Consider the following 25676-nt stretch of genomic DNA (forward strand, 5'->3'; position numbering starts at 1 on the left):
AAACCAATAAAAACCTACTATGAAACGAATTATTATTTTACTTGTACTGGCTGGTATGACTCTACTTTCGCAGGCCGGAAATTACAAAAATTATAAAGTGTCGGTGTATGTCCGGGCTTATGAAGTGGAAAAGATGAAAGACCTGAATTGGCTCGACTCTACCTGGACCATCATTTCGAACCAGATAAAAATCGACAAAATTTACCTGGAAACCCATCGCGATTTGCTGATTGTTCCTGATGAAACACTGGAGCAGGCAAAACAATATTTTTTGGACAAAGGACTGGAAGTTGGAGGAGGAATTACATACACCATTGATGAATCGAACAATTTTGAAACCTTTTGCTATTCCAATCCTGAACACCGGGAAATAGTGCAGCAGATTGCCGAACACACCGCCCGTTATTTTGATGATTTTATTCTCGACGATTTCTTTTTCACCAGCTGTAAATCCGATATCGAAATTGAGGCAAAAGGCGACATGAGCTGGACGGAGTACCGAACAAAGCTAATGACCAAAGCGGGAAAAGAACTGGTTCTGGATCCGGCGAAAAAAGTTAATCCCAATGTTAAAGTGATTATTAAATACCCCAACTGGTACGATCATTTTCAGGGATTGGGATTCGATCTGCAAAACGGGCCACACCTGTTTGATGGCGTGTGGACAGGCACAGAAACCCGCGACCCTTCATCTGCTCAGCATCTGCAAAACTACCTCAGTTACAATATTATTCGCTATTTCGACAACTTACGTCCGGGCTACAACTTTGGCGGTTGGGTTGATGCCGGCGGATCGAACATGGGAATGGACCGCTACGCTGAACAACTTTGGTTAACCATGTTTGCCAAAGCGCCCGAGATTATGTTATTTGCCTATAACCAACTAACCGGCGTGCAACTGCGCCCCGAAATTCACCGGAAACAATGGCAAGGCACGGGAACCAGTTTTGATTACGACGAGATGATGAAACCCGTTCAATTGCCCGATTGTACAACTGTAACACCGTCGACCTTAGCACGTGTGGCCGGTGTAGCTTTGGAACAAGCTGATGAAGTTGTTGGCCAACTGGGCAAACCAATCGGAATTAAATCATATAAACCTTATCATTCGCTGGGCGACGATTTCCTGCAGAATTACCTCGGAATGATTGGTCTGCCCATGGACATGTATTCCGAATTTTCTGAAGACCAGAAAGTAATACTGCTAACCGAGCAAGCCAAGTACGATAGCGATATTGTAAACAAAATGAAAAAGCAGTTACAGAAAGGCGGCGATATCGTAATTACCAGCGGCTTACTTAAAGCCATACAAAACGACATTGCCGATATTGTAGAATTACGTGCAGGAGACAAAGACGCACTGGTTAACGATTTTGGCTTCTTCGGAAAAGCCGAAAAAGACATCCTTATTACACAGGTGCAGTATCAAACCAACGATGCCTGGGAAATTGTTAGCGCTGGACGTCCGCTGACAAATGGCGTTAGCGGTTATCCAATGCTGCTTAGGGGCCAGTATTCAAAGGGAAACCTGTATGTTATAACAATCCCCAACGATTTTGGTAACCTTTACGATTTGCCCGACGGAGTTTTGAATGTATTTCGCCAGGTATTGAGCAAAGATTTGGGAATGTACATCGAGGGACCGGCCAAAGTAAGCTTGTTTGTTTACGACAATAATACATTTATAATTGAATCGTTTTTGGATGAACCGGTAACCATTCAACTGGTTAGCGCCGAAGATATTTTCGCCATCTCCGATATTTCCGAAGGAGTTACTATTGAAAAACTGCCCGAAGAAACACCAAGCTTCTTTAGCCGCAGAATGAGAGGGCCTGAAAAGACCAGTAAATTCAGGGTTACTTTAATGCCACATTCATACCGTATTTTTAAGAAAAATTGAGGTACAGCGTTTTAGAAAAGCTGATTTTTAGAAAAAAAGACCAGAACACCAGTGTTATCGATGCTTTCAACAAGTGCGGAGAAGGCCGTTTTTGTGTAAAAATGCTACTCTCCGCACTTAAAGGGGGCCATTCTATTGAAAAAGTATTGCCCTTTGCATGTAAAGAAGGCTATTCTGTTGAAAAAGTACTGCCCTTTGCATGCAAAGAGGACCATTTTATTGAGAAAGTACTACCCTTTGCACAACTATTCAGGAGTTTGCACTTTCAGGCGTTCAAAAACTTCCCCGGCTGTCAACTATTGTGTAGAATGCAGGAACAGCCTGCAAAGCCAACAGCCAAAAACAAAGAAGATTGGTTACAACTTTGGCTTCACCAAAAAAAAATCAGTATTGACAATAATGATTGTTAATCAAATGTCAATACTGATGTAGAACTAACTAAACTAATCAAACTATTTAAGTCAAGTATTTTTTCTAAGCTTTTACGACTTTCTTCTTTCTATGTTTTAAAAACAAGTACAAAAAAGCCAGTGAAAGAAATGCCGTAAGAATAATTACATACCGAAGCGTAGCTGCGCCGGCAAGTAAATCATCACCAAATTTGGTAGTTTGTACATCATAGATTTTACCCAATACGGGTTGGGCAATAGCTCCTCCAAGGAATCCGATTCCTCCCATAATGGCTAATCCCAAAGCTCCGCTTGTTGGTACTTTTTCGGCAACTACCCCCAACATATTTGGCCAAAAGAATCCAATGCCCAATGCAAAAACCGTTGCTGAGGCAAATAATACAGCACCGGATGAGATGCTCATTAAATAAAGACCGATTCCGGAAAAAACAGCGGAGAACAATAATACTCCGATACCCGATAAACGGTGAACAACCGGACCAGCAACCAATCTGGCCAAAGCCATAATTGCTGAGATCCAAACCAGGATCAAAATTGCTCCAATCCCTTCACCAAATAAATTACTTACCGAGTTATTAAATAATGCGGCAATCCACTGGTTGGTTCCTAATTCGGTGGCAGCTGTAAACAGCATGCAAAAGGCCATAAATAGAAATAATGGAGACACACATGCTTTAAGCATATCTTTGTACGATGCACCAGCTGTAACCCTTTCTGTTTCGGGAAATTTTTGACGGAAGAATAAGAAACCGTAAACCAAAGTGGGTAATAACATTACTGCTGTTTGAATACGCCATCCGATACCTAATTCATTTAAAAAGAAAACGATGAGTCCTCCGATCACAATACCGGTCGGGAACCACATGTGAAACCGATTTAGCTTTGCCGTTTTATTGTTCGGATACAGGGCCGTGACTAATGGATTTGCTGCGGCTTCAACACTTCCGTTTGCAATACCAATAAACATGGTTGAAAAGAAAAGCGACCAAAAACCTTGTGCAAATATGGTCCAGGTGAGGCCAATAATGTGGCAGGCGAACGCAATTGCCATAACTTTTCCGATGCCTAAAATATCAACCAGGGGACCAAAAATTACCATGGCAAGTGTAAATCCCCAGAAGGCAGTTCCCACTATCCATCCAACCTCTGCCCCTGCAAGGTTAAATTCTTCCATCCACGGAGTTATAAATCCACCGCGCGTTCCAAAAGAGAGGGCTGTAACTACCAGAGCCAGGCAGCTGGTGTTAAATAACAAAGACGTTCTGATTTTATTCATATGCTTAGATTTAATTAGATTTTACCAAAGTTCTTTTCCATATTCCCATCCTTTACGAACAGCTTCTTTAATGTATTGATCCAACTCCGGGTGGTTAGTTACCTTCATGTTTGTTGCATCGTATTCAATTCGTGTATTAAAACGCTGTGCAAGAACACCTATTAAAGCCATTTCTGTCAGACCGGTTGCATAGTTAAAGTTCGAACCGGGCATTGGGCCATCACCTTTTATGGCATCCAGAAATTCTTTAACAGGTCCACCCTCAATACGAGGAATCGAAGGTTCGGGCATTTTGTTGTCAACCCAGTCTTCCCACTCTTCATCCGACATGATCAGCATTGCGTTATTTGGCCGGCCACCGGTAATTATACTTTGCTTTTCGCCAACCATAATCATTCCCGAAGGCGGCAATTCATCAATTCCCCATTCAGGTCTGTTTTCGGGTTTCAATCCTCCTTCGTACCATTTCAGAACTGCCGGTGGTTTATTTCCTCTTTCCGGAAATTCAAAACGGATTACTGATTTATCGGGTACAAAACCATCAGGAGAACCCGAATGAAATTCAGATTCAACAACATTGGGCATTCCCAACTCTAATGACCAGAACGGAGCATCGAGTGTATGACAGGCCCAGTCGCCTAATTCGCCATTTCCGAAATCATAAAAACCCCGCCACGAGCGGGGAACATAAACCTTGTTGTAAGGCCGAACAGCAGCAGGCCCCAGCCACAAATCCCAATCGAGACTTTCGGGAATAGTTTGCTCTGCAGGTGGGTACTGCCCTGGTTTGGTGAAGTATTTTCCTTCCCCAAATTCGGGTCCGTCAAACCAGGCAAATATTTCTTTTACCTCACCTGTTACACCTGCATCGTACCATTCTTTTACTTTTCTGATACCATCAGTTGTATGCCCCTGATTACCCATCTGCGTGATTACATTGTAATATTCAGCTGCTTTTTTTAGTGTTCTTAGTTGCCAGACATTATGAGCCAGTGGTTTTTCAACAAAAACATGTTTTCCCAATTGCATGGCCGCCATTGCTGCCGGGAAATGACTATGATCGGGTGTTGATACCATAACCGCATCAATCTCATCAGCCATTTCGTCAAACATTTTCCGGTAATCTTTATACCGTTTGGCTTTTGGGAAAGTATTATAACCTTCAGCAGCGCTTTCGTCGTTTACATCGCACAGAGCAACAATATTTTCATTCTTGCTTTTACTCCAGTTTTCACGACCTCGCCCACCAACTCCAATTATGGCTACATTAACTTTCTGCGAAGGCGAACAGCTCAATAAGTTTGGAATTAATGCGGTACCAACACTTATAGCAGAGGCAGACCGAAGAAACCTTCTTCTATCAATATTTCTCATTACTCACGTTTTAAAAGTTTATACTCAACTACTAATAGACAGGATTCACCCAACTTTCTTTGGGCTGGTATTTGCTTTCGCTAGCCCACCGTATTCCTCGTTTCATGATTTCCATGGCTTCCGGAACTTCGAAATCAGCCATCACATGGCCCGAAGAGGAGAAAAAGATCCTTCCGTCGCCATAATATTTTTTATAAGCTACCGGCATAACACAGCCGTCGGCCCATGGCGCATGACCTGCAATAAATTTTGTTGTTGAAAGCACTTTAACGTTCGGATCAACATGCATATAATATTGTTCCGAGTGTAAATCGAAATCATCAAGGCCTGCGGTTATTGGATCATCATGATCGACAATATTAACCCTGAAATCGATAACGTTCCCGGAATGTGCTACCCATTGCGAGCCAATCATAAACTGGTACTCGGTATTGTTTCTGAACGAATCATTAAGGCCACCATGCCATCCGGCAATTCCGGTTCCGTTTTCTTTAACGGCGGCTAAAAGGCCACTCTCCTGTTCCCGGGTGATTTGAGACATAGTAACGATTTGAATGATAAGATCTCTGGAGTCCATAAGATCTTTATCGAGGTATGAATCGAGCGAATTAGAAACTTCCACTTCAGCTCCTTCGGAACGCAACCATGGAACAAATACGTCAACAGACTGTTCCGGTTCGTGCCCCGGCCAGCCACCCCAAACATAAAGTACTTTTTTACCTTTTAGCGAATCTGTAGTTTGCGCCTCCGCTGCCTTTGCCATTTTTTTAGGCAGCAGGATCCCTCCGGCTCCTGCTGCTATTGTCGTTTGTACAAATTTTCTTCTGGATAAAGAATTCATCTCGAATAATTTAATGGTTATAATTTATATCCGTTGTGATATTCCCTGTGATAATGCTTTTCTGCCTCAGGATCGTTGATAAAATACTGAGCTTCAGGAGACCATCGTACCGGACGATTTAATTCGTAGGCGATGTTTCCTAATATGCAGCATGCAACTGTTCGTTGTCCAACTTCTACCGGTGCAATAGGATCTCGGCGTGCCCGTACTGAATTAATAAAATCTTCAACATGTCCGGCACTTCTTTCGTAAAGTCCTGCATCTTTTTCTCCCTGGTCAGGAGGCAATAACGACTTGTCGGAAGCTGCAATTTGTCCTCTTGAAACTTCAATCCAGCCGTCTTCTCCCCAGAATTTAAGTCCTAATGTTTTCCTATCATCATACGGCTCATTTACCATTTCTAGCCCATTATCGTATACATAAGTCAGGTAATTGGCTCCCTGGTAACCCGGAGGTATAACTTCAACCGGCCCGCTGTGATCTTTTTTCAGCGCCCACTGTCCGATATCAAAATTATGTGCACCCCAGTCGCAGGTAAAACCGCCACCTGTTTCTTTGTAATATCTCCAGCGGCCCCAACCTCTTTCTTTTACCGGAGGGTCGATTGAAATTGGCAAAGCCAGTGCTGAATTAAAATGAATACTATGTGGCAGAGGCCCTAACCAACGGTTCCAGTCCAAATCTTCCGGAATTGGCTCTGCTGGCAAGTCATACGGATCGGGGCCCGGACCTACATAGGCCTGTACTTTTGTGAGTTTTCCGAAGGCTTCACGATGAACCATACCAACGGCATGTTGATAATTACTGTCGGAACGTTGCTGACTTCCTGTGGCAAAAATTACATTATTACGACGCACAGCCTCGGCAACTTTTATACTTTCTTTTATTGTAAAAGTTATTGGCTTTTCCTGATAGATGTCTTTACCGGCGTTGCATGCATCAATCGCAATCATTGCATGCCAATGATCGGGTGTTGCAATTACCACTGCATCAATATCGTTGCGATCAATAATAGGGCGGTAATCCAAAAAGGTGGTCACTTCTCCATCAGGATAATATTCCTTAACCTGTTTTTCGAACCGTTTTCTTTTAATTCCATACACATCTGCTCCGGCTACTACCTCAACTCCTTTTATTTGTCGGAATCCGTTTAATAAGTTCATCGCTTGCTGACCAAGGCCAATAAATCCAACACGAATTGTGTCGTTGGCACCAGCCTTAAAACTTTGCAATAATGGCAACGCAGTTATGCCTGCGGCACCAATTGAACTGGTTTGAATAAACCTTCTTCTGGAAAAATTTGTCATAATTCAATTTTATTGTTTAGTTGTATAGATTAAATTTGCTCGAGCTGAAAAGACAGCTGGAGTAAATAATTTTAATATCGGTTTTTTGTTTAATATTAGAATTCAGGTAATGTTTCACTGGTTTTGTAACACTCATTTTTACTTGAATAAAATGGTTCATATTAGCTTTTTATCACAATGCCTTCTGAATCGATCCGATGTAAAAAGGTCACTCTATATAAGAACTAATATTAAATAGGACTGCCGCAATCATTGAACATTTGAATAACTAGAATCCACTAAGGTTGGAATCTCTTTCATATTCTCCTTATCTCCTGCAGTAAATCGCTCCAATGGGATAAATTTGCGCGAGTGGGAACTGCGAATGTTTTAAATTCCCAAGAAATAAAAATCAACCTTTCCTAATTAAATCGATTACAAATTCCTTACTCAAAATATTACATTGCTATTTGGAACTATTTGCTTAAAATCTGAACAAAAATGGGATCAATCCTTTTTGTGGTTTGAAAATTTCTTTCAGACTTTTATTATGCAAGATTTTGTCGTCAATAATATGACTTAGACACACAGATTTTTTTCATAAAGTAGTTTAAGTTAGGTACGTTATATAATATATTTTCTTGATTATCGATACTGTTCTGTTCTGTTCGATAATTAACAAAGGTACTACATTCTAAAATAAGTGAATAAATAAAGAACAATGCTTTACAGCATGAAGATGATCAGTTTTAAGTAAGCGTTCATCCTTAAAATCGCCGTGGAAAATTTACCAGACTTTAACTCAAAAGCCGCATAAACCGCGTTGTGAAGTGGTATGTAAATTACCGGGAAGCAAGATTACTTTTAAGCCATTAAAACACATCAGATTGTTCTTATACGAAGTAATTCCAACTCCCTGCAATACTTTGTGGTAAAAATTTCAGAATGGCTTACAGCATGAACTACTGATAGTTATAAAAGCCACCTCTAACCAGAAAAATTAATCAAGATGTCATGCAAGCAGAAGTAATTAAGTCTCACAATCAGTACTAGGGATTTCCCTACCTTTTGTTAGATTTTTTCCTCCTTAAAAGTAGGTTTTCACCTGTAGCAATTGCTCTTTGTCCATGGTAATTTTGTTAAAAACAAAATAAGTGAGCAAATGAGTGTAAGAACCATAAATAATCAACCATCGATATTAATACTGGCCGATTTCTCGGACGGAAGCTGGCACGCAACTTCGTTTGCCATGAAATTTCTATACAAAGAATCGCCGGTTACCATTTTACAGACATATCAGAATCCCGGCTGGGGGCACTTAATGATGCGCAAACTTAGCCATCATCTAAAAAAAATAACCCGGAATGAATTACGGGCTTTAAAAAACAGATTATTAAAGCATTTTAGCATTGAAAAACAGAAAGTGAATACCCTTTCAGTTGAAGGCGAACTTAACTCCGTTCTGAATTTCAAACCGATTATTAACGGCCAACACAACCTTGTTTTGTCTACCCATAATTCTTTCGAGGATTCGTGCAAAAGACAAAACGGATGTTTGGAGAAAATAATCGATACCGCACAACATCCTCTATTTATTCTACCCGAAACGTTTGAAGGTGAAACTTCGAAAAAGATTCTGGTTGTAGCAAATCCCGATAAAAATCCATCGGAGCAATTATGCAGTCAGGTTCTGGAAATATGCAGAAGAACCCAGTCGAATCTGGAAATACTCTTCGTACTAAAAACGGAGAACCAAAATATAAATGCACATGTAAAATCCTACTTCCACGAATATTTTGATGAGATTGATACAAGAGTGAGCACTATTCAACAGAAAACGAAATGTAAGGGAATTAATACTTACCTGAATCATACAAGCCGCGATTTAATTGTAATTGAAAACGATTAGCCGGAAAGCAGTTAGATTAAAACAATAGCAATGAAACAGAAAGATTACAGCATTTTGGCACTTATTTCGCCAAATAAAGAAGGAGAGACAGTTTTAAAAGAAGCATTGTACCTGCAGAATACCCTGGAGGTAAAACTTGTAATACTAAACGTGATAAAAGAGCCCGGTTTTTTTGAGCGAAATTTTCAACCCGAAGAGACTGAATTAGCATTGAGAGAAGCAAAAGAAGAACTTTCCAATTTTGTTCAGAAAGTACTTGGTAAAGATATACCAAACAATATTGTTATTTCGGTGCGGGCCGGCGATCCGGTGGATGTTTTACTGGAAAAGTCGAAAACCGACAGTCTGGAGTTTCTGCTGATAGATAAAAGCGACACCAATTATCCGGGAGCATTAACAAAAGAAGAAGTCGACAAATTAATTAGCCTGTCGAAATGCCCGGTATTGACGGTAAACAAAGACTTTGGTGTACCTCAAATTAAGAACATTGCTATCCCGATCGACATTACCCAATCAACAAAAAAAAGGCTTTTATGGGCGCAGTTTCTAGCAAAAAAACACGATGCAAAAATTACGATTCTGTCGGCACTAAAAGCAAATATTGATGTGGAAAAAAGCCTTGCTTTAAAAAATGCCCAAAAGATTCAACAACTACTACAGGATCACGACATTGAATGCGACATTAAAATACTAAAAGTGTACAATCAGGATTCGCACCAGGTTATTCTTGAATATGTAAAAGAAGAAAATCCGGAGTTGCTAATTATTCGTACGCATCAGGAATCGATATTCTCCAATACAAACATCGGAAAATTTGTTTCAGAAATAGTTCATGGAAGTAAGTTGCCTGTGTTTACGGTTAATTATACACCAAATCCTGTCGATTCACTTTTTCTTTAAAAATGAGAGAAATAAGTCAAAATTATGCCAATTAATTACAAAGCTTTCACATTAACACCGAAAATATTTTTATTTCAAATGATGACAGGGAAATTAACTTTCAATCATCGCGACAAGTAAGTTTTTTGAGAAGGAAAAACGCACAAAACTCATAGTGTCATTTTGACAACATGCCTTAATAAGTTAAGATATATTAAAATATTACACAAATAAATATTCATGATCCCGTCATTTTTAGGAAACAAAGTATATTAAGATTTTTAGACATTCTATATAAAATAACATGAATAATAATACAACAAGAACAGGCAAACTCATATCCATTCAGGATTCGTTGGTAAAAGCACGATTTTACGGAAATGCGATAATGGGTGAAACTGCCAATGTTATAGTAGATGGTAAATCGTTACAAGCCGAAGTATTACAAATTATTCCCGATCCGAAAAATTCGGATGCCGGAATTGTTGAAATGCAGGTGTTTGAAGATTTAACCGGTGCTCAAATTGGCGATCAGGTAGAATTTACCGGGAAGTCCTTATCTGTACTTCTGGGACCGGGGTTGCTAACCAGTATTTGGGACGGACTGCAAAATCCCTTATACAAACTGGGCGAACAGAATGCTTACCTGGTGCCCGGCATGAAAGCTCCGGCACTTGATGAAGAAAAATTGTGGGAATTTACCCCATCGGTAGCAGTTGGCGACAAAGTAAATGGTGGCGATGCCATCGGTACCGTTCCAGAAGGACGTTTAACCCACAGCATTTTGGTACCTTTTAATTTTGGCAAATGCAAAGTGGAAAGCATTATCGAAAAAAGCGAGGTTAATATTACCGAAACCGTTGCTGTTATTTCTGATAGTCAAAACACAAAACACGAGTTAAAACTGGCATTCCGCTGGGCGGTTAAATCCCCTATTCCGTTCAAGGATCGCGCTATACCGAGTAAAACAATTTCTACCGGAGTGCGTGTTATCGATTTACTTGCGCCCGTTAGTTATGGCGGAACGGTTGGAAACCCGGGTCCTTTTGGTGCCGGAAAAACCGTATTGCAGCACTCTTTGTGTAAATATGCCCTTGCCGATATTATTATTATGGCAGCCTGCGGCGAACGTGCCGGAGAGGCTGTTGAGGTGTTTAAAGATTTTGCGGAATTGGAAGATCCGTCAACCGGCGATTCGCTGATGAACAGGATGTGTATTTTCGGGAATACCAGCTCGATGCCTGTTGCAGCGCGTGAAGCCAGTGTATTTATCGCATTAACCGTAGGCGAATATTACCGCTACCAGGGATACAATGTGGTGCTTTTGGCCGACTCAACTTCGCGCTGGGCACAGGCACTTCGTGAGCGTAGTGGACGCCAGGGAGATATTCCGGGTCCGGAGGCTTTCCCTATGGATATTCCTGATCAGATTAAAGGGATGTACCAGCGTGCCGGTGCCGATCAGGGCACAGGCGGTTCGCTAACTTTTATCGGAACAGTTTCGCCTGCAGGTGGTAACTTCCAGGAGCCGGTAACACAGGCAACAATGGATGCAACCGGAAGTTTCTGGGGATTGTCGCAAGACCGTGCCGATGCAAAAAAATACCCGGCAATCGATCCGCTTTCTTACACATCATCGGTGTACGACAGTTTTATTTCGTGGGACGACCGCAATAAAATGCTTCAAACGCTTTACGAAGCAAATGGTATCGATCAAACCATCAGTACCATTGGTTTGAAAAAGGTTCCGGTGGAGAAATATGTTCTCTATCAAAAAGGACTCACCATCGATTTCTGTGTAATGCAGCAAAATGCTTTCCACAAACTGGATGCGTGTACCCGACCTGAACGCCTTATTGTTATTAACGAGGCTGTTCAGAAACTTATCGATAGTACCATCAATTTTGCGCAGGACGACAAGGAAGATGAAGAAGTAAAAGAAATGGTAAAAGCAAAATTTGATGAATTGCGCCAGTGGTGGAAAGACTGGAATTTATCTGCACAAAGCATCGACGAAATGGCCGTTCTTCCAAAAAAAGTTGAACAATTTATTTTTCAAGAAGAGTACACACTATGATACGAAAAGAAATAAACAGAATTAGCGAAGTTGGTAAAGCACTGATTTCGGTTGAAGGAAATCCGGGTGTAGCACTCAACCACGTGGTAGAATTGCTGGAGGCCGGAACCAACCAAAGTCTTTCGTTTGCCAAGGCCATTAATATTACCGAAGACTCAACGCGTTTCCAGGTGTTTAACGGAACGCAGGGTTTAAGCACACAAACAAAAATACGCATGCACGAGGTTCCGCTAACTGCAGGTTTCTCGTACAATATGCTGGGCCGTAGTTTCGATGGTATTGGCGATGTGGCCGACGGTGGCCCGGAAATTATTTTCGACAAATATGTTTCAACGCGTTTAGATACCTTAAATCCAACAGTTCGTTTGGTTCCCAAGCAACCACTGTGGACAGGTATCCCGATGATTGATGTATTTAATACGCTGGTAAAATCGCAAAAGATTCCAATTTTTGCCGGTCCAACCGAGCCTTACAACCGTTTGCTTTCGCAGATTGCACAGGGCGCACAGGCCGATGTCATTATTTTTGCCGGTATAGGTTTGAAATTCGACGAGTACCACTACTTCAAGGAGCAGTTGTCGCAGTCGGGTAATATCGATAAAACCATCATGTTTACTCACCTTGCCGGAGACTCGCAGATTAAAGGCCTTATGTTACCCGATGTGGCATTAAGTGTATCGCGCGAATTTGCCGACCAGGGAAAAGACGTGTTGGTACTGTTAACCGACATGACCAACTGGTCGAACATTTTGCGTAACGTTGCCAACTACCAGGATCAGATTCCTTCGTTGCAGGGTTATCCGGGTTCGTTGTATTCAGAACTGGCCAAACGTTACGAGGTGGCTGCCGATATTGAAGGCGCCGGTTCGATAACTATTATCGGGGCAACAACGCTTGAATCGCTTGAAGATCCGGTTCCTGATAATACCGGTTATATTACCGAGGGACAGTTTTTCCTTGACAATGGCAAGCTAAAACTGGCACGTTCGCTGTCGCGTTTAAAGCAGCAGGTTAACGACACTACCCGAGATGACCACCGCCCTATTATGACGGCAATGGCATCGTTACTTGCCGATGCTGAAAAAGCATACGAAGCAGCTGAAGTTGGTGCAGCAAACGATACATTCTCGCAAAAACTGCTGCGTTACCGTGAAGATTTTATCGCAAATATGGAGGAACCATTTGGAGAACCCATTGAGCTGGAAGCCGCATTAGACAAATGCTGGGATATTTTAAAACGACATTTTGAACCAACCGAAACCGGGTTGAGTAAAAAACTGATCGAGCAATATTGGAACTAACTACTAATCGGAAAAAGAGATGACAAAAAATAAAGAAAACCTGGAAGGAATTGTTTCCAAACTAAAAGAGCAGGGTGTTAATGCCGGCGAAGCAGAGAAACAACGCATAATTGAAAATGCAAAGCAGGAAGCCGAAAAACTGATTGCCGAAGCAAAAGCTACCAGCAAAAAAATTGTTGAAGAGGCTGAAACAAAAGCTTCGCAAGCGGAAAAGAATGCAGAAAAAGCAATTGCACAGGCTTCGCGCGATATGGTTGAAGCCACAAAAATAACCATCTTAAACCACCTGAAAAAGGTGTTTGGGAAAGAGTGCAAAACTTTATTCCGTCAGGAAGAATACCTGCAAGAACTGCTAAAAGTTGTGATCGATTCGATTTCAGGAAAAAAATCGATAAAAGTACCGCCGGAGTTGCACAAAGAAATGGAAGCATTTTTATTAAAAGAAGCACTTCAGGAAGAGGTAACTTTACAACCACTTTCAGCAAGTAAAGCCAAAATAAAAGTAAAATCGACCGACAAAGACGGAATAAGTTTCGTAGTAAGCTCAAAAGAAATTGAGAGCGGTTTATTTTCCTTACTCAACAAGGATTTAGTTGACCGGATCATTAAAAGCCAGGAGGATTAAATATGTCAAACATGGTTTATCTTATGACCAGTTTGCCATCGTTGTCCCTGGGAGAGGCACCTCCGATTACAATTGATGAATTTAACGATGACGCAAAACGCCAGCTGTCTACACGACATTTCAAGGCGTTGCAATCGGTTGATATTCAGAAATTGGATGCTAAGGTTGGAGTAAAAAGCATTTCCTCGCTTTTAAACAGTATTAAGGAAGATCTTTCAGAAGTTAGAACGGCCAAAGCGCAAAACCGTCAGCCGAAGCCGGAACGGATGCCGAATTCGTTGCTGCGCGGAAATCCCATGGAGCGCGAGATGAATATCTTGCAGTGGCAATGGGAAGAATTGCAGGACATTGAGGCCGGGAAAACATTCACGTTAACGGAAGTTTTGGTGTATAAACTAAAACTTCAGCTGGTGGAAAGATTGTATTCCTTCGATGAAATTAAGGGTGCCGAAGTATTGGCATCAGTGGTAAATCCGGGGAAAAACAAGGAGGGCAAATAATGGCAGGTATAAAAATAAAATATACAAAAACGGAACGGGCCCGTCAGAAGAAAATTCTGAAGGTATCGGAAAGGATGCTGCCGTTGTTTGAAGCGATGGAAAAATCGTTGATGGCAACGATAAATACCATCGCTGAACGGATTGAGCAAATTCGCGAAGAGATTGAAAAGAACCGAAAGGCAGCAGAACCATGGACAGCCGTGATGAGCGACTCGTGGGTAAACATCAATGAATACATTTCGGTGAATAAAATCATCACCAAAACCATTGATGTGGCCGGAGTTCGTGTTCAGCAGTTCGTTAAGGTTGACTTTAACGTAATGCCGGTTAACGACGAAACGCCTTTATGGGTTGACGATGCTATTGAGCTGATGCAGGTACAATTGCAACTGCTGGCCGAAATCGAATGTCTGAAAGAACAAATCGAACTTTTGGAAGAAGAATTGCTTGATGTGCGTGCTCGGGTAAAACTGTTCGAGAATCGTCGTATTCCGAATGCAAAACTGGCCATCCGTAAAATTGGTCAGAAGCTGCAGGACGACGAACGTCTTACAATTGCAACGGCGAAAGTGGTTAAAACAAGCAAACAAAAGGAGGGCAGCTTATGATAGCAGAAATGAAGAAACTGATGCTGTTTATGCCCGACTCAGCCGATGATATTGATGCCGAGCTTACCGCTTTGGGAGAGCTTGGAGTGTTACACATTGCGCCTTTGCAACCGGCAAAACACGAATCGATTGAACGTGTTGATGCCCGGATAAAACAGCTCAAAAATGCCATCGAGGTTCTGAATCAATACGATAATGAGCAGTATTCCGGCCAAAAAAATGAGGAAATTCCGGATTACTCGAAACTGGAACGGGGAGCGGTTTTTCTGATGGAAAAGGTGCTGGATGCTGAAAACCACCGACTGGAACTGGAAAATATTAAACTCAACCTAACCAGCGACATAAGGTGGTTCGAGAATTGGGGAAATATTACCCTAAAGGATATTAAAGACCTCAACGATAAAGGAATTTGGATAAAAACCTATCTGCTTGACGACAAGGACTTAAAAAAAGTATCCGATCGTGATGACATACAGGTTGTTGGCAAATTCTCGGATCTGAACCAGGTTATTTTATTAACCAAGGATGCCGGCGAACGGTTGCTGGATATGGAAGCACTACCATTTCCGCAGAATGAGTTGGAAAACGCAAAAGAATTATTAGCAGCAACCATTAAGGACCTGGAAAGTAACAAGGAGTTTTTACTTCAGCTACGCGAACAGAAAGCTGTATTGGTAGACGGCTTAAAAGAACGCTTGCGTCGTTATGATGTTCGTAATGTGCAGTTTGGAGGTTTGGCTGTGGATAAACACGTACGTTTCTGGAAAGGTTTTATTCCGCTGGAACACGTTGACGAATTTATCGAAACAGCTGAAAAACGTCATTGGGGTTATGTGATTGAGGATCCTTTACCGGAAGAAGAGGAAGAGGTCCCTACCCTTGTGCGAACACCAAAATGGGCACAACGCATTCAGCCGGTTATGGATTTTATGGGTCTGGTTCCGGGCTACAAGGAAATGGATGTTTCCCGGGTATTTATGGTATTCTTTACCTTTTTTACCGGAATTTTGGTAGGTGATGCCGGATATGGCCTGGTATTCTTGCTGATCACCTTTTTGGCACACCGGAAGAAAAAATTCGCCAAACAGATTGAGTTTGGGTTGATCTATACACTTTCGGTGTCGATTATGTTTTGGGGTGTGTTAACCGGAACCTATTTCGGATCGGAAGCAATTGCCGAACTACCGGTGCTGCGCAGCTTAAAAATTGATGCACTGGCCAGCTTTGGTGGCGACAACCTGATTATTCAGAAAATCATGTTCCTTATCGGAGCTGTTCACCTAACGGTCGGTCACCTGCAGGTTGCATGGAAGTTCAATAACAGCGTAAGGGCCATTGCGCAATTCGGCTGGATAGCTATTATCTGGGGCTTATACCTCATTGTAAACCAAATGGTACTGGGCATTGAAGCTCCGGGCTTAATGGTTTGGCTGTTTATTGGAGGCGCACTGCTTGTGGCTTTGTTCTCAAAACCGGGAACAAGCTTCTTTAAAGGCATGCTTTCATCTATTGGTAATTTGCCACTCAGCATAATCAACGGTTTTTCCGACATTATCTCGTACATCCGGCTTTATGCAGTTGGTCTGTCAACCGTTTTAATGGCAGCAAGTTTTAACCAAATGGCAATTGGCGACGGTATTACCACTGTTGCGTCCGGAATTGGAGCGGTGCTGGTTTTAATCTTAGGGCACGGTTTGAATATGATTCTGGCGGCAATGGCAGTGCTGGTTCATGGTGTACGCTTAAACATGCTCGAATACGCCGGGCACGCCGAAGTTGAGTTTTCAGGAAATGAATATAAACCCTTCAATTTGAAGGACAACAAACAATAAAATTTTTAAAATAGTATAAAAATGACTTTAACAACAATTTTAGCAACAACAGTTACAGGCTTTGGCGGACACGCTATTGCTCTGGGTATTGCAGGTGTAGGTTCAGCAATTGGAACCGGTATTGCAGGCATGGGAGCTTTAGGGCTTTGGAAACAATCGATCAGAGATAAGAAAAAACTTCCTTCGCTGGCTTTGGCAATGGTAGGTATGCCATTAAGCCAGGTAATTTATGGTATGATTTTTATGAATTCGATGATAGGTGCAAACCTGAGTCCCGACAGTTATACCAATCAGATGATCTGGGCATTTTTTGTAGGTATCGCCATTGCTGCCTCTGCAATTATGCAGGGTCGTGTTGGTGCTGCAGCTTGTGCCAACCTGGCTGTTGATGATAAACAAGGTTCGGGTATGTACATTGCAGCCATGGGTATCATCGAAACTGTTGCACTTCTTGCCATGGTATTTGGTATGGGAGGCATTCCGAGTGCTTAATAATACGCAAAGCATGACACTATAATATTCCCCCGCTGTTTTTCGGCGGGGGATTTTATTTTATATATGTAAATACAATTGAATATCTTTATCAAAAGAAATCGTTGAATTTACTAGATGAGTTTAAAAATATTATTTCGCGGAAGGGTCTTATTGGCCATTATAATATTCACAACAATAACCTGTACCGGAATTATTTACACCTCCATAAAAAGTTTGCGTCTCGATCGCGAACACCTTTTATTACTGGAACTATCAAAAAACATCGACCTCGAAATTTCTCACAGCCGAATATTTCTGGATGACTACCTTTTACTAAACGACTCTCCAAAAAAATCTACAATTTTAAACTGTTTCACGAACACCAATACATACATCTCCTCACTCGATTCACTTATTTCAGAAAAATATAAAGGAAGCCGCGAAGCCATACTTCGACAATCGCTTGAAGAAGTTGCCATACAAGTAAAACGGTTACAGAATAATGTATTAGCAATACTTGAAAATAATGCGGAGGGTTTTAACGAATCACTATTAAATGAATACCGCGATTTTCAGCTTTCGTACCAGCAACTGGACAGAAAGATTCATGATTATATCTTGCGCGAAAATACCGGATTCAGACAACGGGTATTTACGCTGGTGCTGCTAACCTTTTTTCTGTTGGTGGTATGTATATTTTTAATCTACCGAATAATCAATTCGTATAACGCTATTGAAAAACAACAGGCACTCAGAGCTCTTGAAGTTGAATACAAAGAACGAAAAAGAATTGCGGCTGACCTGCACGACGGACTGGGTTCAATACTTTCTAGCATTGCTCTTTTCATAAAATTAATCGAAAAAGACTGCACAAATAATGCAGAAAACAAAAGTCTGGTTCAGGTTAAGGAACTGTCGGGAATTGCTTTGGAAAACCTGGAGGCTACAATAAACAACTTAAATCCATCAATCCTTAATAAATACGGTTTAATAAAATCGCTTGAAATACTCTGCGACAAAATAAACGATATTGGAGAAGTTTCCTGCGTGGTAAATTCAACAAATTCTGAAATCAAGTTAGATCAGAATATGGAACTAAACGTGTACCGTATTTGTAACGAACTGATCAACAACACCCTTAAACACGCCGGTGCTTCAAAATTGTATATCGACATTCAACAAATTAAAAAGACAGTGGTTATAATTTATCGCGACAACGGGAAAGGATTTAATCCCGAGCTTATTTATACATCAGACGAAGAAAAAATGGGACTGCGAAATATTATCAACCGCATTGAGTCGTTTGGAGGTAAATACGAAATTAACACCGGCGAAGGAAAGGGCGTAGAAATAAAGCTAAGTTTCATGATATAATTCACGAACATGGAGAACACAAACATTATAATCGTTGACGACCACAAAATTTTTAGAGATGGTTTGATAATGCTGTTAAGCAATTTCAATTTTGTAACGGTTGTGGGCGAAGCTGCCAATGGTGAAGAATTTCTGGAACTTATTGAAGATGTAGAACCCGATATTGTTTTAATGGACATTAACATGCCAAAAATGAATGGCATTGAAGCCACAAAACATGCACTCAAAAAATATCCTGAGTTGAAGGTAATTGCACTTACTTCTTTTGCCGACGATGAATATATAGAGCAGATGATTTCGGCCGGCGTGGAAGGTTACATGCTAAAACGCTCGGATATTGAAGATTTTGAGAAGGCCATAAAAAAAGTAGCCGATGGCGGAAGTTACTTCTCTGCAGAAATCATTAAAGTAATTTCGCGCAATTTATACAAAGACAAAGAGCGTAAGTCGGGCGAGCAACTACTTGATAAATTTACTTCGCGCGAGAAAGAAATCCTGAATCTGATTTGTAAAGGCCTAAACAACGAACAAATTGCCGAATTAATTCATTTAAGCCCAAAAACGGTGGAGAAACACAAAAGCAACCTTTTCCAAAAAACAGAAACTTTCAATACTGTTAACCTTGTAATTTACGCGTTTAAAAATCAGCTTATTTCGCTGTAACAACCCGTTATCCTGTCAAAGAAAAAACAGCAAGTCCAAACTTCTGAGCAAAAAGAAAGCTGCTCTTTAAAAGAACAGCTTTCAGATGATTGGTATATATTACTTAATACTAATTTCCATTCATTTCAAGAATCGTAAATTCTGTTCTACGGTTTTTACGATGATCTTCTTTTGAACAAGCAACACCATCATCGCAATGGTTTACTAACTGCGATTCGCCATATCCCTTAGCTGTAATCCTGTCCTCATCTATACCTTTGCTTACGATATATCCAACTGCTGAATCTGAACGTTTCTGACTCAGGATTTGGTTATATGCATCACTACCACGACAGTCGGTGTGCGATCCCAATTCAACTTTCCAGTCAGGATTATCCTGCATAACTTTTACTAACTTATCCAGCTCAACTTCTGATGCAGGTAAAATATTCCATTTGTCGAAGTCGTAATAAATATTTTCCATAACGAACTTCTGTTTAACTTCAACTTTTTCAACCCATAAGGTATCGCGAACTACACCAAAAGGTCTTCCAACTGTAGTAATTGTTTTCGAATCGTTCATATAGCCATCAATATTACTGGCTACAGGATAGCTTTTGCCTCCTTCCAATTCTTTCTTAAATACAGTACCCGCAATCAACTCGGCAACGCCGTCAAATATAATATTTGCATCTTCCATCGGCTCCATTGTCTTTCTATCCATAACCACCAATTCAAGATGGTATAAACCTTCAATCAGAACCTTATAAATATCGTCGCTACCCATTCCTCCTTCTTTGTTCGAGCAATAGTAACCAACTTCTTCATCAGGATGAATTACAAAACCAAAATCATCTCCTCCAGAGTTTAATTCGGTCAATTCGGCAACTCCGCTTATGTTATCGCCAAACAACCCAACATTGTAGATATTAAGATCATCCCCGGCACCTCTTCCATTTGATGCAAAAATCAGGAATTTGCCTTTATGAATAAACGGGAACATTTCGTCTTTATCGGTATTTACTGCGCTGCCCATGTTTTGCATTTCGCCCCAGGTTCCGTTTGTGCGAACCGCCCTGTAAATATCTGTTCCTCCGAGCCCCTTTTCAGGAATATCTGAAACAAAATACAAGGTATCGCCCGTAACGGTAACGCTTGGGTGTCCTACCGAATAAGCCGGATCGTTATATGGCAACTCTCCAGTTTTCTGCCACTCGCCATCAATCTTTTTGGCAATGATAATTTTCAAACGGATATCTGCCTTTTGATAAACTTTATTTCGAACTTCGGGATTTTCGAAATTACTTAATGTTATAAAAAGCTCTCCCGTTGCCTCGCAGTATGAAACGGGGCCTGCATGATAACCTTCGCTTGCCTCAGCCAGCTCAGCACTTTTACCCGATTTTACATTACCTTTCGCGTCTGTAGGAGTTGAATACAGATTATAATAGATTTTCTTTGTTGACCCACTATTTAACTTTTCAATCTCTTCATCGGTATAAGCCGAATACCAAAGTTCATCGCCCACGAAACCAGGGCCAAAATCACTTTGTGTTGTGTTTAGGTTGGTCTTCTCTGCTTCGAGCTTGACCATTTTTTTAAAATAAACACATTCTTGCTGAGCAAAAACCAACATTGGTACAAATGCAAAAAGAAAAAGTAGTAATCTTTTCATAATTATTTGAATTTAGGATTTTCAGAAATTTTGTTCAATATTATACATATAAAATATTAAGAAAGCATCCGGCTTCTTAATACGACCCTTATTTTTGCAACTTTTAATTGCATTTAGAGACACCAAGTTAGGCTATTTTATGTAATTAATCAAGCCTTTTTCTGAGCAGAACTACATTTTCGACATGATGTGTATGAGGAAACATATCAACGGGCTGAATTTTCTCAATTTGGTACAACGAATCAAGCATTGCAAGGTCGCGTGCCTGGGTGGCAGGATTACAACTAACATAAACTATTTTATGCGGCTCCATTTTTAAAATGGTTTCAATTACATCGGCATGCATACCTGCCCTTGGCGGATCGGTAATTACCACTTCCGGATTGCCATGTTCACTAATAAATGTTTCGTTAAGAACATCTTTCATGTCGCCGGCAAAAAAGCTTGTATTTTCTATATTGTTGAGTTCCGAGTTTAATTTGGCATCCTCAATAGCTTCGGGCACATATTCAATTCCCACTACTTTTTTCGCCTTTTTCGCTACAAAATTAGCGATGGTACCGGTTCCTGTGTACAGGTCGTAAACGATCTCATTTCCTTTAAGTTCCGCAAAATCACGGGTTATCTTGTATAACTGGTAAGCCTGTTCAGAGTTGGTTTGATAAAAGCTTTTTGGACCGATCTTAAATTGTAATCCCTCCATTTGTTCCAGCACATAATCGCGCCCTGAAAATACTTTTATCTCCTGATCGGTTATCGTATCGTTTCCTTTTGTATTAATAACGTACATCAATGATGTGATCGCCGGAAACTCGCTCTTCACGGCTTCCAACAACTGTTCACGTACCGGTTCATCTTCGTGATAGAAACTTAGAATAACCATCACCTCACCTGTTGATGTAGTCCTGATTATCAGTGTTCTTAAGAATCCTTTCTGTTCACGAATATCGAAAAAAGAAAGTTTTTCTTTCAGGGCATAATTGTAAATAAAGTTGCGAATTTGGTTCGACGGATCGTCCTGTAACCAGCATTTATCGATATTCACCACTTTATCAAACAAGCCGGGAACGTGAAAACCAAGAGCATTCGGATCTATAATTTCCTCATCGCTCTGAACCTCCTCGAAACTCAACCAGCGTTTGTTCGAGAACGTGAATTCCATCTTATTCCGATAGAAAGTGTTCTTCTCAGAACCCAGAATTGGCAGCATTTCAGGCATTGCCACTTTTCCTATTCTGGATAGCTGGTCCTGCACCTGTTTTTGTTTGTAGAACAATTGCTTTTCATAAGGCAGAATTTGCCATTTGCATCCACCACATACACCAAAATGTTCGCAGAAAGCTTCAGTTCTGTCTTCGCTATATGCTTTAAACACTTTTACAATGGCTTCCTGGTAGCGTTTTCTTTTCTTTGTTACCTGCAAGTCAACTACATCGCCGGGAATGGCCAGCTTGGTAAAAACAACTACATCGCCTACACGTGCTACGGCTTTTCCTTCTGCACCAATATCTTCAATTTTTACATTCTCGTAAAACGGATTTTTTCTTTTACTTCTTCCCACAGCTTTCTAATTTTGCGCAAATATAATTCAATATTCATTACTGCATTATTATTGCATAAACAGTCATTTCCCAAATAAACATAGCTTTTCCCATTCTGGGAAAACCAACCTTTTTTATGTGCTGAGAAGTGATTTTATGTTTCACAAAGCTTTTCTGCTTTAATCATTTCCTTATATTTGCTATTGATTTAATGGTTGGTTTTATTTTCAATAAGTAAAACTTAAAAGGGGAAAGCGACTTCTGTATTTATGATTGGTTTTGTGTTTAGGGGTTTGTAAATTATCAATCATCTTCAAAAAGCGTCCATAGAGCTTTCCCCTTCCTTTTTGCCCGAGAGGGCATTTTTTATGTCTAAATTTTTGATATTCCTTGATTCGGATGGCTATTTAATGAGATCACGCTTATGCTTTGCTGATTCATTAATTTATGCAGAGTGCTGAAAAATGGAAACAAAAAAAGCTCCGAATTTCTTCGAAGCTTTTTTGTGGTGTGACTCAGCTGGGGCTCGAACCCAGGACCCCATCCTTAAAAGGGATGTGCTCTACCAACTGAGCTACTGAGTCATCCTTATAGTACCTTTGTTTTTCAAAGGCGGATGCAAAAGTAACCATTATTTTTTTTCATACAAATAATGTAGCAGCAACCGCTGGACTTTCACATTAAATATGCATCCTTTTTAACAGCGAATAATCTGGGAAAGAAGCAATTCTGCAAATCAAAAAAAATGTACTCAAACAATCAAATACATTGTTTCAATCACGTACATTAAAGAAATTTCAGACTGGTAGAAAAACGGCTTATCATACACCTTTTCCGGCAAAATCAAAATGAATACCCAATGGCTCTTCACCGCGGTCTTTCAATCCCGCCAATTTCGGAAAATAAAAAAGCGCCTAAATCAACGATTTAAGCGCTTTCGATTCGGAATGACATCCGACTTGGTGACTCAGCTGGGGGCAGAACCTCCTCCATACCGAGCTGATTACCAATATTTTAAAAACGCCTAAATCTTTAGGTCTCCAATGGGTCTCTCTCTAAATATTCGTTACTATCTCGTTTTATATTTCACACTAATATTTAAATTAAATTACTGCCGCTCTTCCTGAGCTCAAATATTCCCTAATGGAAGATATATGCAGTAATTTTTGCTTCTTATCATCATCCAACTTGATTTCTTTATTCCCGCTCATTAAAGATTCCAAAGGAATACCAAGGTATCTATTCAATAAGGTTATCATCTTCAGAGTTAAATTTCGTTTTCCATTTAATACTTCAGAGACTCTTGTTTTTCCTCCAAAAAGTGGAGCTACATCAGCCTGTTTCAAGTTCATTTGTTCCATTCTGAACTTAATAGCTTCTATTGGCGATGGAGCGTCCATCTGATGATTTTCCAGCTCGTATTTCTCAACCAACAATGAAAGCAACTCCATTTCTTCACCTTCGGGGCTGTTGGGTTCAACTGCATTCTCAGAAGCATTTATAAGTGAATATATTCTTTCACACGCTTTGTTATATTCTTCTTCTGTTTTTAAAATTTTAGTCTTCATAACTTACTGCTTTTGCATCAATTTTATCGTATTCCTTATGAGAGCCAAACCACACAATAAAAACAATCTTGAGTTTATATTCAATATCCACAATCAACCTATAATCATTTCCTTTTATATTAAACACAACCCGCTTTGAACTTATAATGCTGGCGTTCCTATATTTCGCCTTTAACTCACTTGCATTATCCCAAACAGAAAATTTAACCTCGTAAATCCATGCCTTCAAAGATTCTTCCGCATTTTTGTATTTACTTGATTTGCAATAATCCGTCAGAGTTTTTTCTTTGATAATTCTCATTATTGCAAAGATACAAAAAAGTTACCCCATATGGTAACTGCTGATTGTTTCTTTTTCTAAAATCCTATTTTGATTTTTTTAATAAACGTACCATGATTAGTTTTTTCTGTTGTGCTAATATTAGTAAAACGTGCAATATGACAATCTAACACACTCTATTACTTGCACATATAAGCATCAAAAATTGGAGGGTAACATTAGCTTATAATCAGAATTTCATGGAAAGAGAAGCCGATTTACTTTTCTTCTTTTTAGGCTCAGGAAGAACCGGTTTCGGATTAGAATCCTGATTATCCAAAATATAGTCAACAGCTTTTTGAGCTAAACCGGAAGCGATAACAATAAACTTTTTATCACTTTTTAGCTTCTTCAACCATCCTTGAATATAAGCTGCACTATTATCGATGGTAGCATTTTCAATGCCACAAATACCGCAGAGGTATGCAGCTCCCATCTCTGCAACAAGTTCTTCTTGCGAATAATCTCTACTTGCAAAATTCAGGTTGGAAAACCTTTCGTGTCGGTTAAGTCTTTTCCTGTGTCCAGTGCTGTGGCAAAGTTCATGAAAAATCGTAGAGTAGAATTCTTCATCCTGAAAGAAAGTCCTTGCCCCAGGCATGTGGACTTCATCCAATGAAGGAATATAACAGGCTTTTTTCTGATCAAGCTTTATTACCGGAGAATCGGACCAAAACTGGATAAGCTGTTCACAAGAAGCAATCGGATCGAAGTCGTGATCGTGAGCAGTATTCTCAGGTATTTTGTCAGGTTCGATACCTTCCACATCGTCAATGTGAAATACCCGATAATACCGCAGCATTGGAATTTCTTTAGTTTCATCATCCTTTTCGTATTCCACCATTTTCCAGAATACAATCATAAATGATGATGACCCTTTTTTGATCTTTCCACCAAGATCCTGAACTTGTTTGAAGGAAAGGAAATAAGGCCTTTCGAAACCAAAGCTAAGCAAGTACCAGAAATTAAATCCCCGGTATGGCTTTTTAGAAACCAGGTTACGAGGAATGGCACTGGCAGTTTTCCAAGGCATATGCCATGGAATTACTCCTGTTTCAAGGCGTTCTACAATCAAATTAGTTACTGTTTCATAAATATCAAATTTACTCATTGAATCCACCCATGCCCTTGGGATTTTTTTCAGCTTCTGGCACGCCATTAAATTTTGGCGCATGCCATTGAGCCGGATGGATTCTTGTCAATGGTGCATGTCTGTTTTTTGTGGAGTTAACGGAACAAAAAACTGAACGCACCCGATGGGCGGC

At 40.4% G+C, this 25676-nt stretch carries 21 protein-coding genes and 1 tRNA gene; 12 read left to right on the forward strand and 10 right to left on the reverse strand.

The genetic code is table 11. The annotated features are described in order from the left end of the window. The first annotated feature begins 19 nt into the window (after positions 1–19). On the forward strand, positions 20–1900 hold the full coding sequence (locus tag G4420_RS00865) for a hypothetical protein (RefSeq protein WP_204273560.1): 1881 nt from the start codon (positions 20–22) through the stop codon (positions 1898–1900). Positions 1901–2374: 474 nt separating this feature from the next. Here the strand turns inward: G4420_RS00865 and G4420_RS00870 are convergent, their stop codons facing one another. The 4 genes from G4420_RS00870 to G4420_RS00885 all read right to left on the reverse strand — a co-directional run bounded on the left by G4420_RS00870 (position 2375) and on the right by G4420_RS00885 (position 7108). Beyond that, complete coding sequence (locus tag G4420_RS00870; protein ID WP_163321739.1) at positions 2375–3586, reverse strand: MFS transporter; 1212 nt, start codon at positions 3584–3586, stop codon at positions 2375–2377. Positions 3587–3607: 21 nt separating this feature from the next. Beyond that, positions 3608–4960: a Gfo/Idh/MocA family protein gene (locus tag G4420_RS00875; RefSeq protein WP_163321740.1), complete on the reverse strand. Its 1353-nt coding sequence runs from the start codon at positions 4958–4960 to the stop codon at positions 3608–3610. Positions 4961–4991: 31 nt separating this feature from the next. Further along, positions 4992–5723, reverse strand: a complete 732-nt coding sequence (locus tag G4420_RS00880) for a ThuA domain-containing protein (protein ID WP_163321741.1) — start codon at positions 5721–5723, stop codon at positions 4992–4994. Positions 5724–5818: 95 nt separating this feature from the next. Further along, positions 5819–7108 carry a Gfo/Idh/MocA family protein gene (locus G4420_RS00885; RefSeq protein WP_163321742.1) on the reverse strand — a complete coding sequence of 430 codons (1290 nt, stop codon included), beginning with the start codon at positions 7106–7108 and terminating at the stop codon, positions 5819–5821. Between the two features lie 1141 nt (positions 7109–8249). On the opposite strand from G4420_RS00885, the gene G4420_RS00890 reads away from it, so the two are divergent. From G4420_RS00890 to G4420_RS00940, 11 genes are all read left to right on the forward strand, one after another. Then, on the forward strand, positions 8250–8996 hold the full coding sequence (locus tag G4420_RS00890) for a hypothetical protein (protein WP_163321743.1): 747 nt from the start codon (positions 8250–8252) through the stop codon (positions 8994–8996). 30 nt (positions 8997–9026) lie between these two features. Further along, entirely contained in the window at positions 9027–9896 is an 870-nt protein-coding gene (locus G4420_RS00895) for a universal stress protein (protein ID WP_163321744.1), read from the forward strand. A gap of 283 nt (positions 9897–10179) precedes the next feature. Further along, complete coding sequence (locus G4420_RS00900) at positions 10180–11952, forward strand: V-type ATP synthase subunit A (RefSeq protein WP_163321745.1); 1773 nt, start codon at positions 10180–10182, stop codon at positions 11950–11952. After that, positions 11949–13253, forward strand: a complete 1305-nt coding sequence (locus G4420_RS00905) for a V-type ATP synthase subunit B (protein ID WP_052670641.1) — start codon at positions 11949–11951, stop codon at positions 13251–13253. Before G4420_RS00900 ends, G4420_RS00905 begins: the two co-directional genes overlap by 4 nt. A gap of 19 nt (positions 13254–13272) precedes the next feature. Then, positions 13273–13878 carry a hypothetical protein gene (locus G4420_RS00910; RefSeq protein WP_045026962.1) on the forward strand — a complete coding sequence of 202 codons (606 nt, stop codon included), beginning with the start codon at positions 13273–13275 and terminating at the stop codon, positions 13876–13878. An 11-nt stretch (positions 13879–13889) separates the two neighbouring features. Continuing rightward, positions 13890–14378, forward strand: coding sequence for a DUF2764 family protein (locus tag G4420_RS00915; protein WP_163321746.1), 489 nt, complete (start codon positions 13890–13892; stop codon positions 14376–14378). Continuing rightward, positions 14378–14986, forward strand: coding sequence for a V-type ATP synthase subunit D (locus G4420_RS00920; RefSeq protein ID WP_163321747.1), 609 nt, complete (start codon positions 14378–14380; stop codon positions 14984–14986). The genes G4420_RS00915 and G4420_RS00920 overlap by 1 nt, the downstream gene beginning before the upstream one ends. An 8-nt stretch (positions 14987–14994) precedes the next feature. Next, the gene (locus G4420_RS00925) at positions 14995–16818 is read left to right on the forward strand and encodes a V-type ATP synthase subunit I (protein ID WP_163321748.1); all 1824 of its coding nucleotides are present in this window, start codon (positions 14995–14997) and stop codon (positions 16816–16818) included. A gap of 21 nt (positions 16819–16839) precedes the next feature. Next, complete coding sequence (locus G4420_RS00930; protein WP_045026960.1) at positions 16840–17310, forward strand: hypothetical protein; 471 nt, start codon at positions 16840–16842, stop codon at positions 17308–17310. A gap of 117 nt (positions 17311–17427) precedes the next feature. Further along, positions 17428–18666, forward strand: a complete 1239-nt coding sequence (locus G4420_RS00935) for a sensor histidine kinase (protein ID WP_163321749.1) — start codon at positions 17428–17430, stop codon at positions 18664–18666. Between the two features lie 9 nt (positions 18667–18675). Then, positions 18676–19329, forward strand: a complete 654-nt coding sequence (locus G4420_RS00940; protein WP_163321750.1) for a response regulator transcription factor — start codon at positions 18676–18678, stop codon at positions 19327–19329. A 109-nt stretch (positions 19330–19438) separates the two neighbouring features. Here the strand turns inward: G4420_RS00940 and G4420_RS23475 are convergent, their stop codons facing one another. The 6 genes from G4420_RS23475 to G4420_RS00970 form a co-directional block, all read right to left on the reverse strand. Continuing rightward, positions 19439–20983 carry an OmpA family protein gene (locus tag G4420_RS23475; RefSeq protein ID WP_317165260.1) on the reverse strand — a complete coding sequence of 515 codons (1545 nt, stop codon included), beginning with the start codon at positions 20981–20983 and terminating at the stop codon, positions 19439–19441. A gap of 145 nt (positions 20984–21128) precedes the next feature. Beyond that, positions 21129–22544 (reverse strand): 23S rRNA (uracil(1939)-C(5))-methyltransferase RlmD, encoded by a 1416-nt coding sequence (gene rlmD / locus G4420_RS00950; protein WP_163321751.1) that lies wholly within the window; start codon positions 22542–22544, stop codon positions 21129–21131. Positions 22545–23035: 491 nt separating this feature from the next. Continuing rightward, positions 23036–23108: transfer RNA gene (locus G4420_RS00955), tRNA-Lys, on the reverse strand. A gap of 519 nt (positions 23109–23627) precedes the next feature. Beyond that, positions 23628–24092 carry a helix-turn-helix domain-containing protein gene (locus G4420_RS00960; protein WP_163321752.1) on the reverse strand — a complete coding sequence of 155 codons (465 nt, stop codon included), beginning with the start codon at positions 24090–24092 and terminating at the stop codon, positions 23628–23630. Continuing rightward, the gene (locus G4420_RS00965) at positions 24082–24393 is read right to left on the reverse strand and encodes a type II toxin-antitoxin system HigB family toxin (RefSeq protein WP_163321753.1); all 312 of its coding nucleotides are present in this window, start codon (positions 24391–24393) and stop codon (positions 24082–24084) included. The genes G4420_RS00960 and G4420_RS00965 overlap by 11 nt, the downstream gene beginning before the upstream one ends. Before the next feature lie 208 nt (positions 24394–24601). Continuing rightward, positions 24602–25585, reverse strand: coding sequence for an ArdC family protein (locus G4420_RS00970; RefSeq protein ID WP_204273561.1), 984 nt, complete (start codon positions 25583–25585; stop codon positions 24602–24604). Between the last annotated feature and the right edge of the window lie 91 nt (positions 25586–25676).

Source organism: Draconibacterium mangrovi (assembly GCF_010586825.1).
In the GTDB taxonomy this organism is placed as follows: domain Bacteria; phylum Bacteroidota; class Bacteroidia; order Bacteroidales; family Prolixibacteraceae; genus Draconibacterium; species Draconibacterium mangrovi.

Coding starts and splice junctions, on each gene's coding strand:
- G4420_RS00960 (WP_163321752.1), bottom strand. CDS start 24,092: ATGAAGACTAAAATTTTAAAAACAGAAGAAGAATATAACAAAGCGTGT.
- G4420_RS00875 (WP_163321740.1), bottom strand. CDS start 4,960: ATGAGAAATATTGATAGAAGAAGGTTTCTTCGGTCTGCCTCTGCTATA.
- G4420_RS00865 (WP_204273560.1), top strand. CDS start 20: ATGAAACGAATTATTATTTTACTTGTACTGGCTGGTATGACTCTACTT.
- G4420_RS00890 (WP_163321743.1), top strand. CDS start 8,250: ATGAGTGTAAGAACCATAAATAATCAACCATCGATATTAATACTGGCC.
- G4420_RS00915 (WP_163321746.1), top strand. CDS start 13,890: ATGGTTTATCTTATGACCAGTTTGCCATCGTTGTCCCTGGGAGAGGCA.
- G4420_RS00905 (WP_052670641.1), top strand. CDS start 11,949: ATGATACGAAAAGAAATAAACAGAATTAGCGAAGTTGGTAAAGCACTG.
- G4420_RS00930 (WP_045026960.1), top strand. CDS start 16,840: ATGACTTTAACAACAATTTTAGCAACAACAGTTACAGGCTTTGGCGGA.
- G4420_RS23475 (WP_317165260.1), bottom strand. CDS start 20,983: ATGAAAAGATTACTACTTTTTCTTTTTGCATTTGTACCAATGTTGGTT.
- G4420_RS00925 (WP_163321748.1), top strand. CDS start 14,995: ATGAAGAAACTGATGCTGTTTATGCCCGACTCAGCCGATGATATTGAT.
- G4420_RS00935 (WP_163321749.1), top strand. CDS start 17,428: ATGAGTTTAAAAATATTATTTCGCGGAAGGGTCTTATTGGCCATTATA.
- G4420_RS00895 (WP_163321744.1), top strand. CDS start 9,027: ATGAAACAGAAAGATTACAGCATTTTGGCACTTATTTCGCCAAATAAA.
- G4420_RS00920 (WP_163321747.1), top strand. CDS start 14,378: ATGGCAGGTATAAAAATAAAATATACAAAAACGGAACGGGCCCGTCAG.
- G4420_RS00940 (WP_163321750.1), top strand. CDS start 18,676: ATGGAGAACACAAACATTATAATCGTTGACGACCACAAAATTTTTAGA.
- G4420_RS00900 (WP_163321745.1), top strand. CDS start 10,180: ATGAATAATAATACAACAAGAACAGGCAAACTCATATCCATTCAGGAT.
- G4420_RS00965 (WP_163321753.1), bottom strand. CDS start 24,393: ATGAGAATTATCAAAGAAAAAACTCTGACGGATTATTGCAAATCAAGT.
- G4420_RS00885 (WP_163321742.1), bottom strand. CDS start 7,108: ATGACAAATTTTTCCAGAAGAAGGTTTATTCAAACCAGTTCAATTGGT.
- G4420_RS00970 (WP_204273561.1), bottom strand. CDS start 25,585: ATGCGCCAAAATTTAATGGCGTGCCAGAAGCTGAAAAAAATCCCAAGG.
- G4420_RS00870 (WP_163321739.1), bottom strand. CDS start 3,586: ATGAATAAAATCAGAACGTCTTTGTTATTTAACACCAGCTGCCTGGCT.
- G4420_RS00880 (WP_163321741.1), bottom strand. CDS start 5,723: ATGGCAAAGGCAGCGGAGGCGCAAACTACAGATTCGCTAAAAGGTAAA.
- G4420_RS00910 (WP_045026962.1), top strand. CDS start 13,273: ATGACAAAAAATAAAGAAAACCTGGAAGGAATTGTTTCCAAACTAAAA.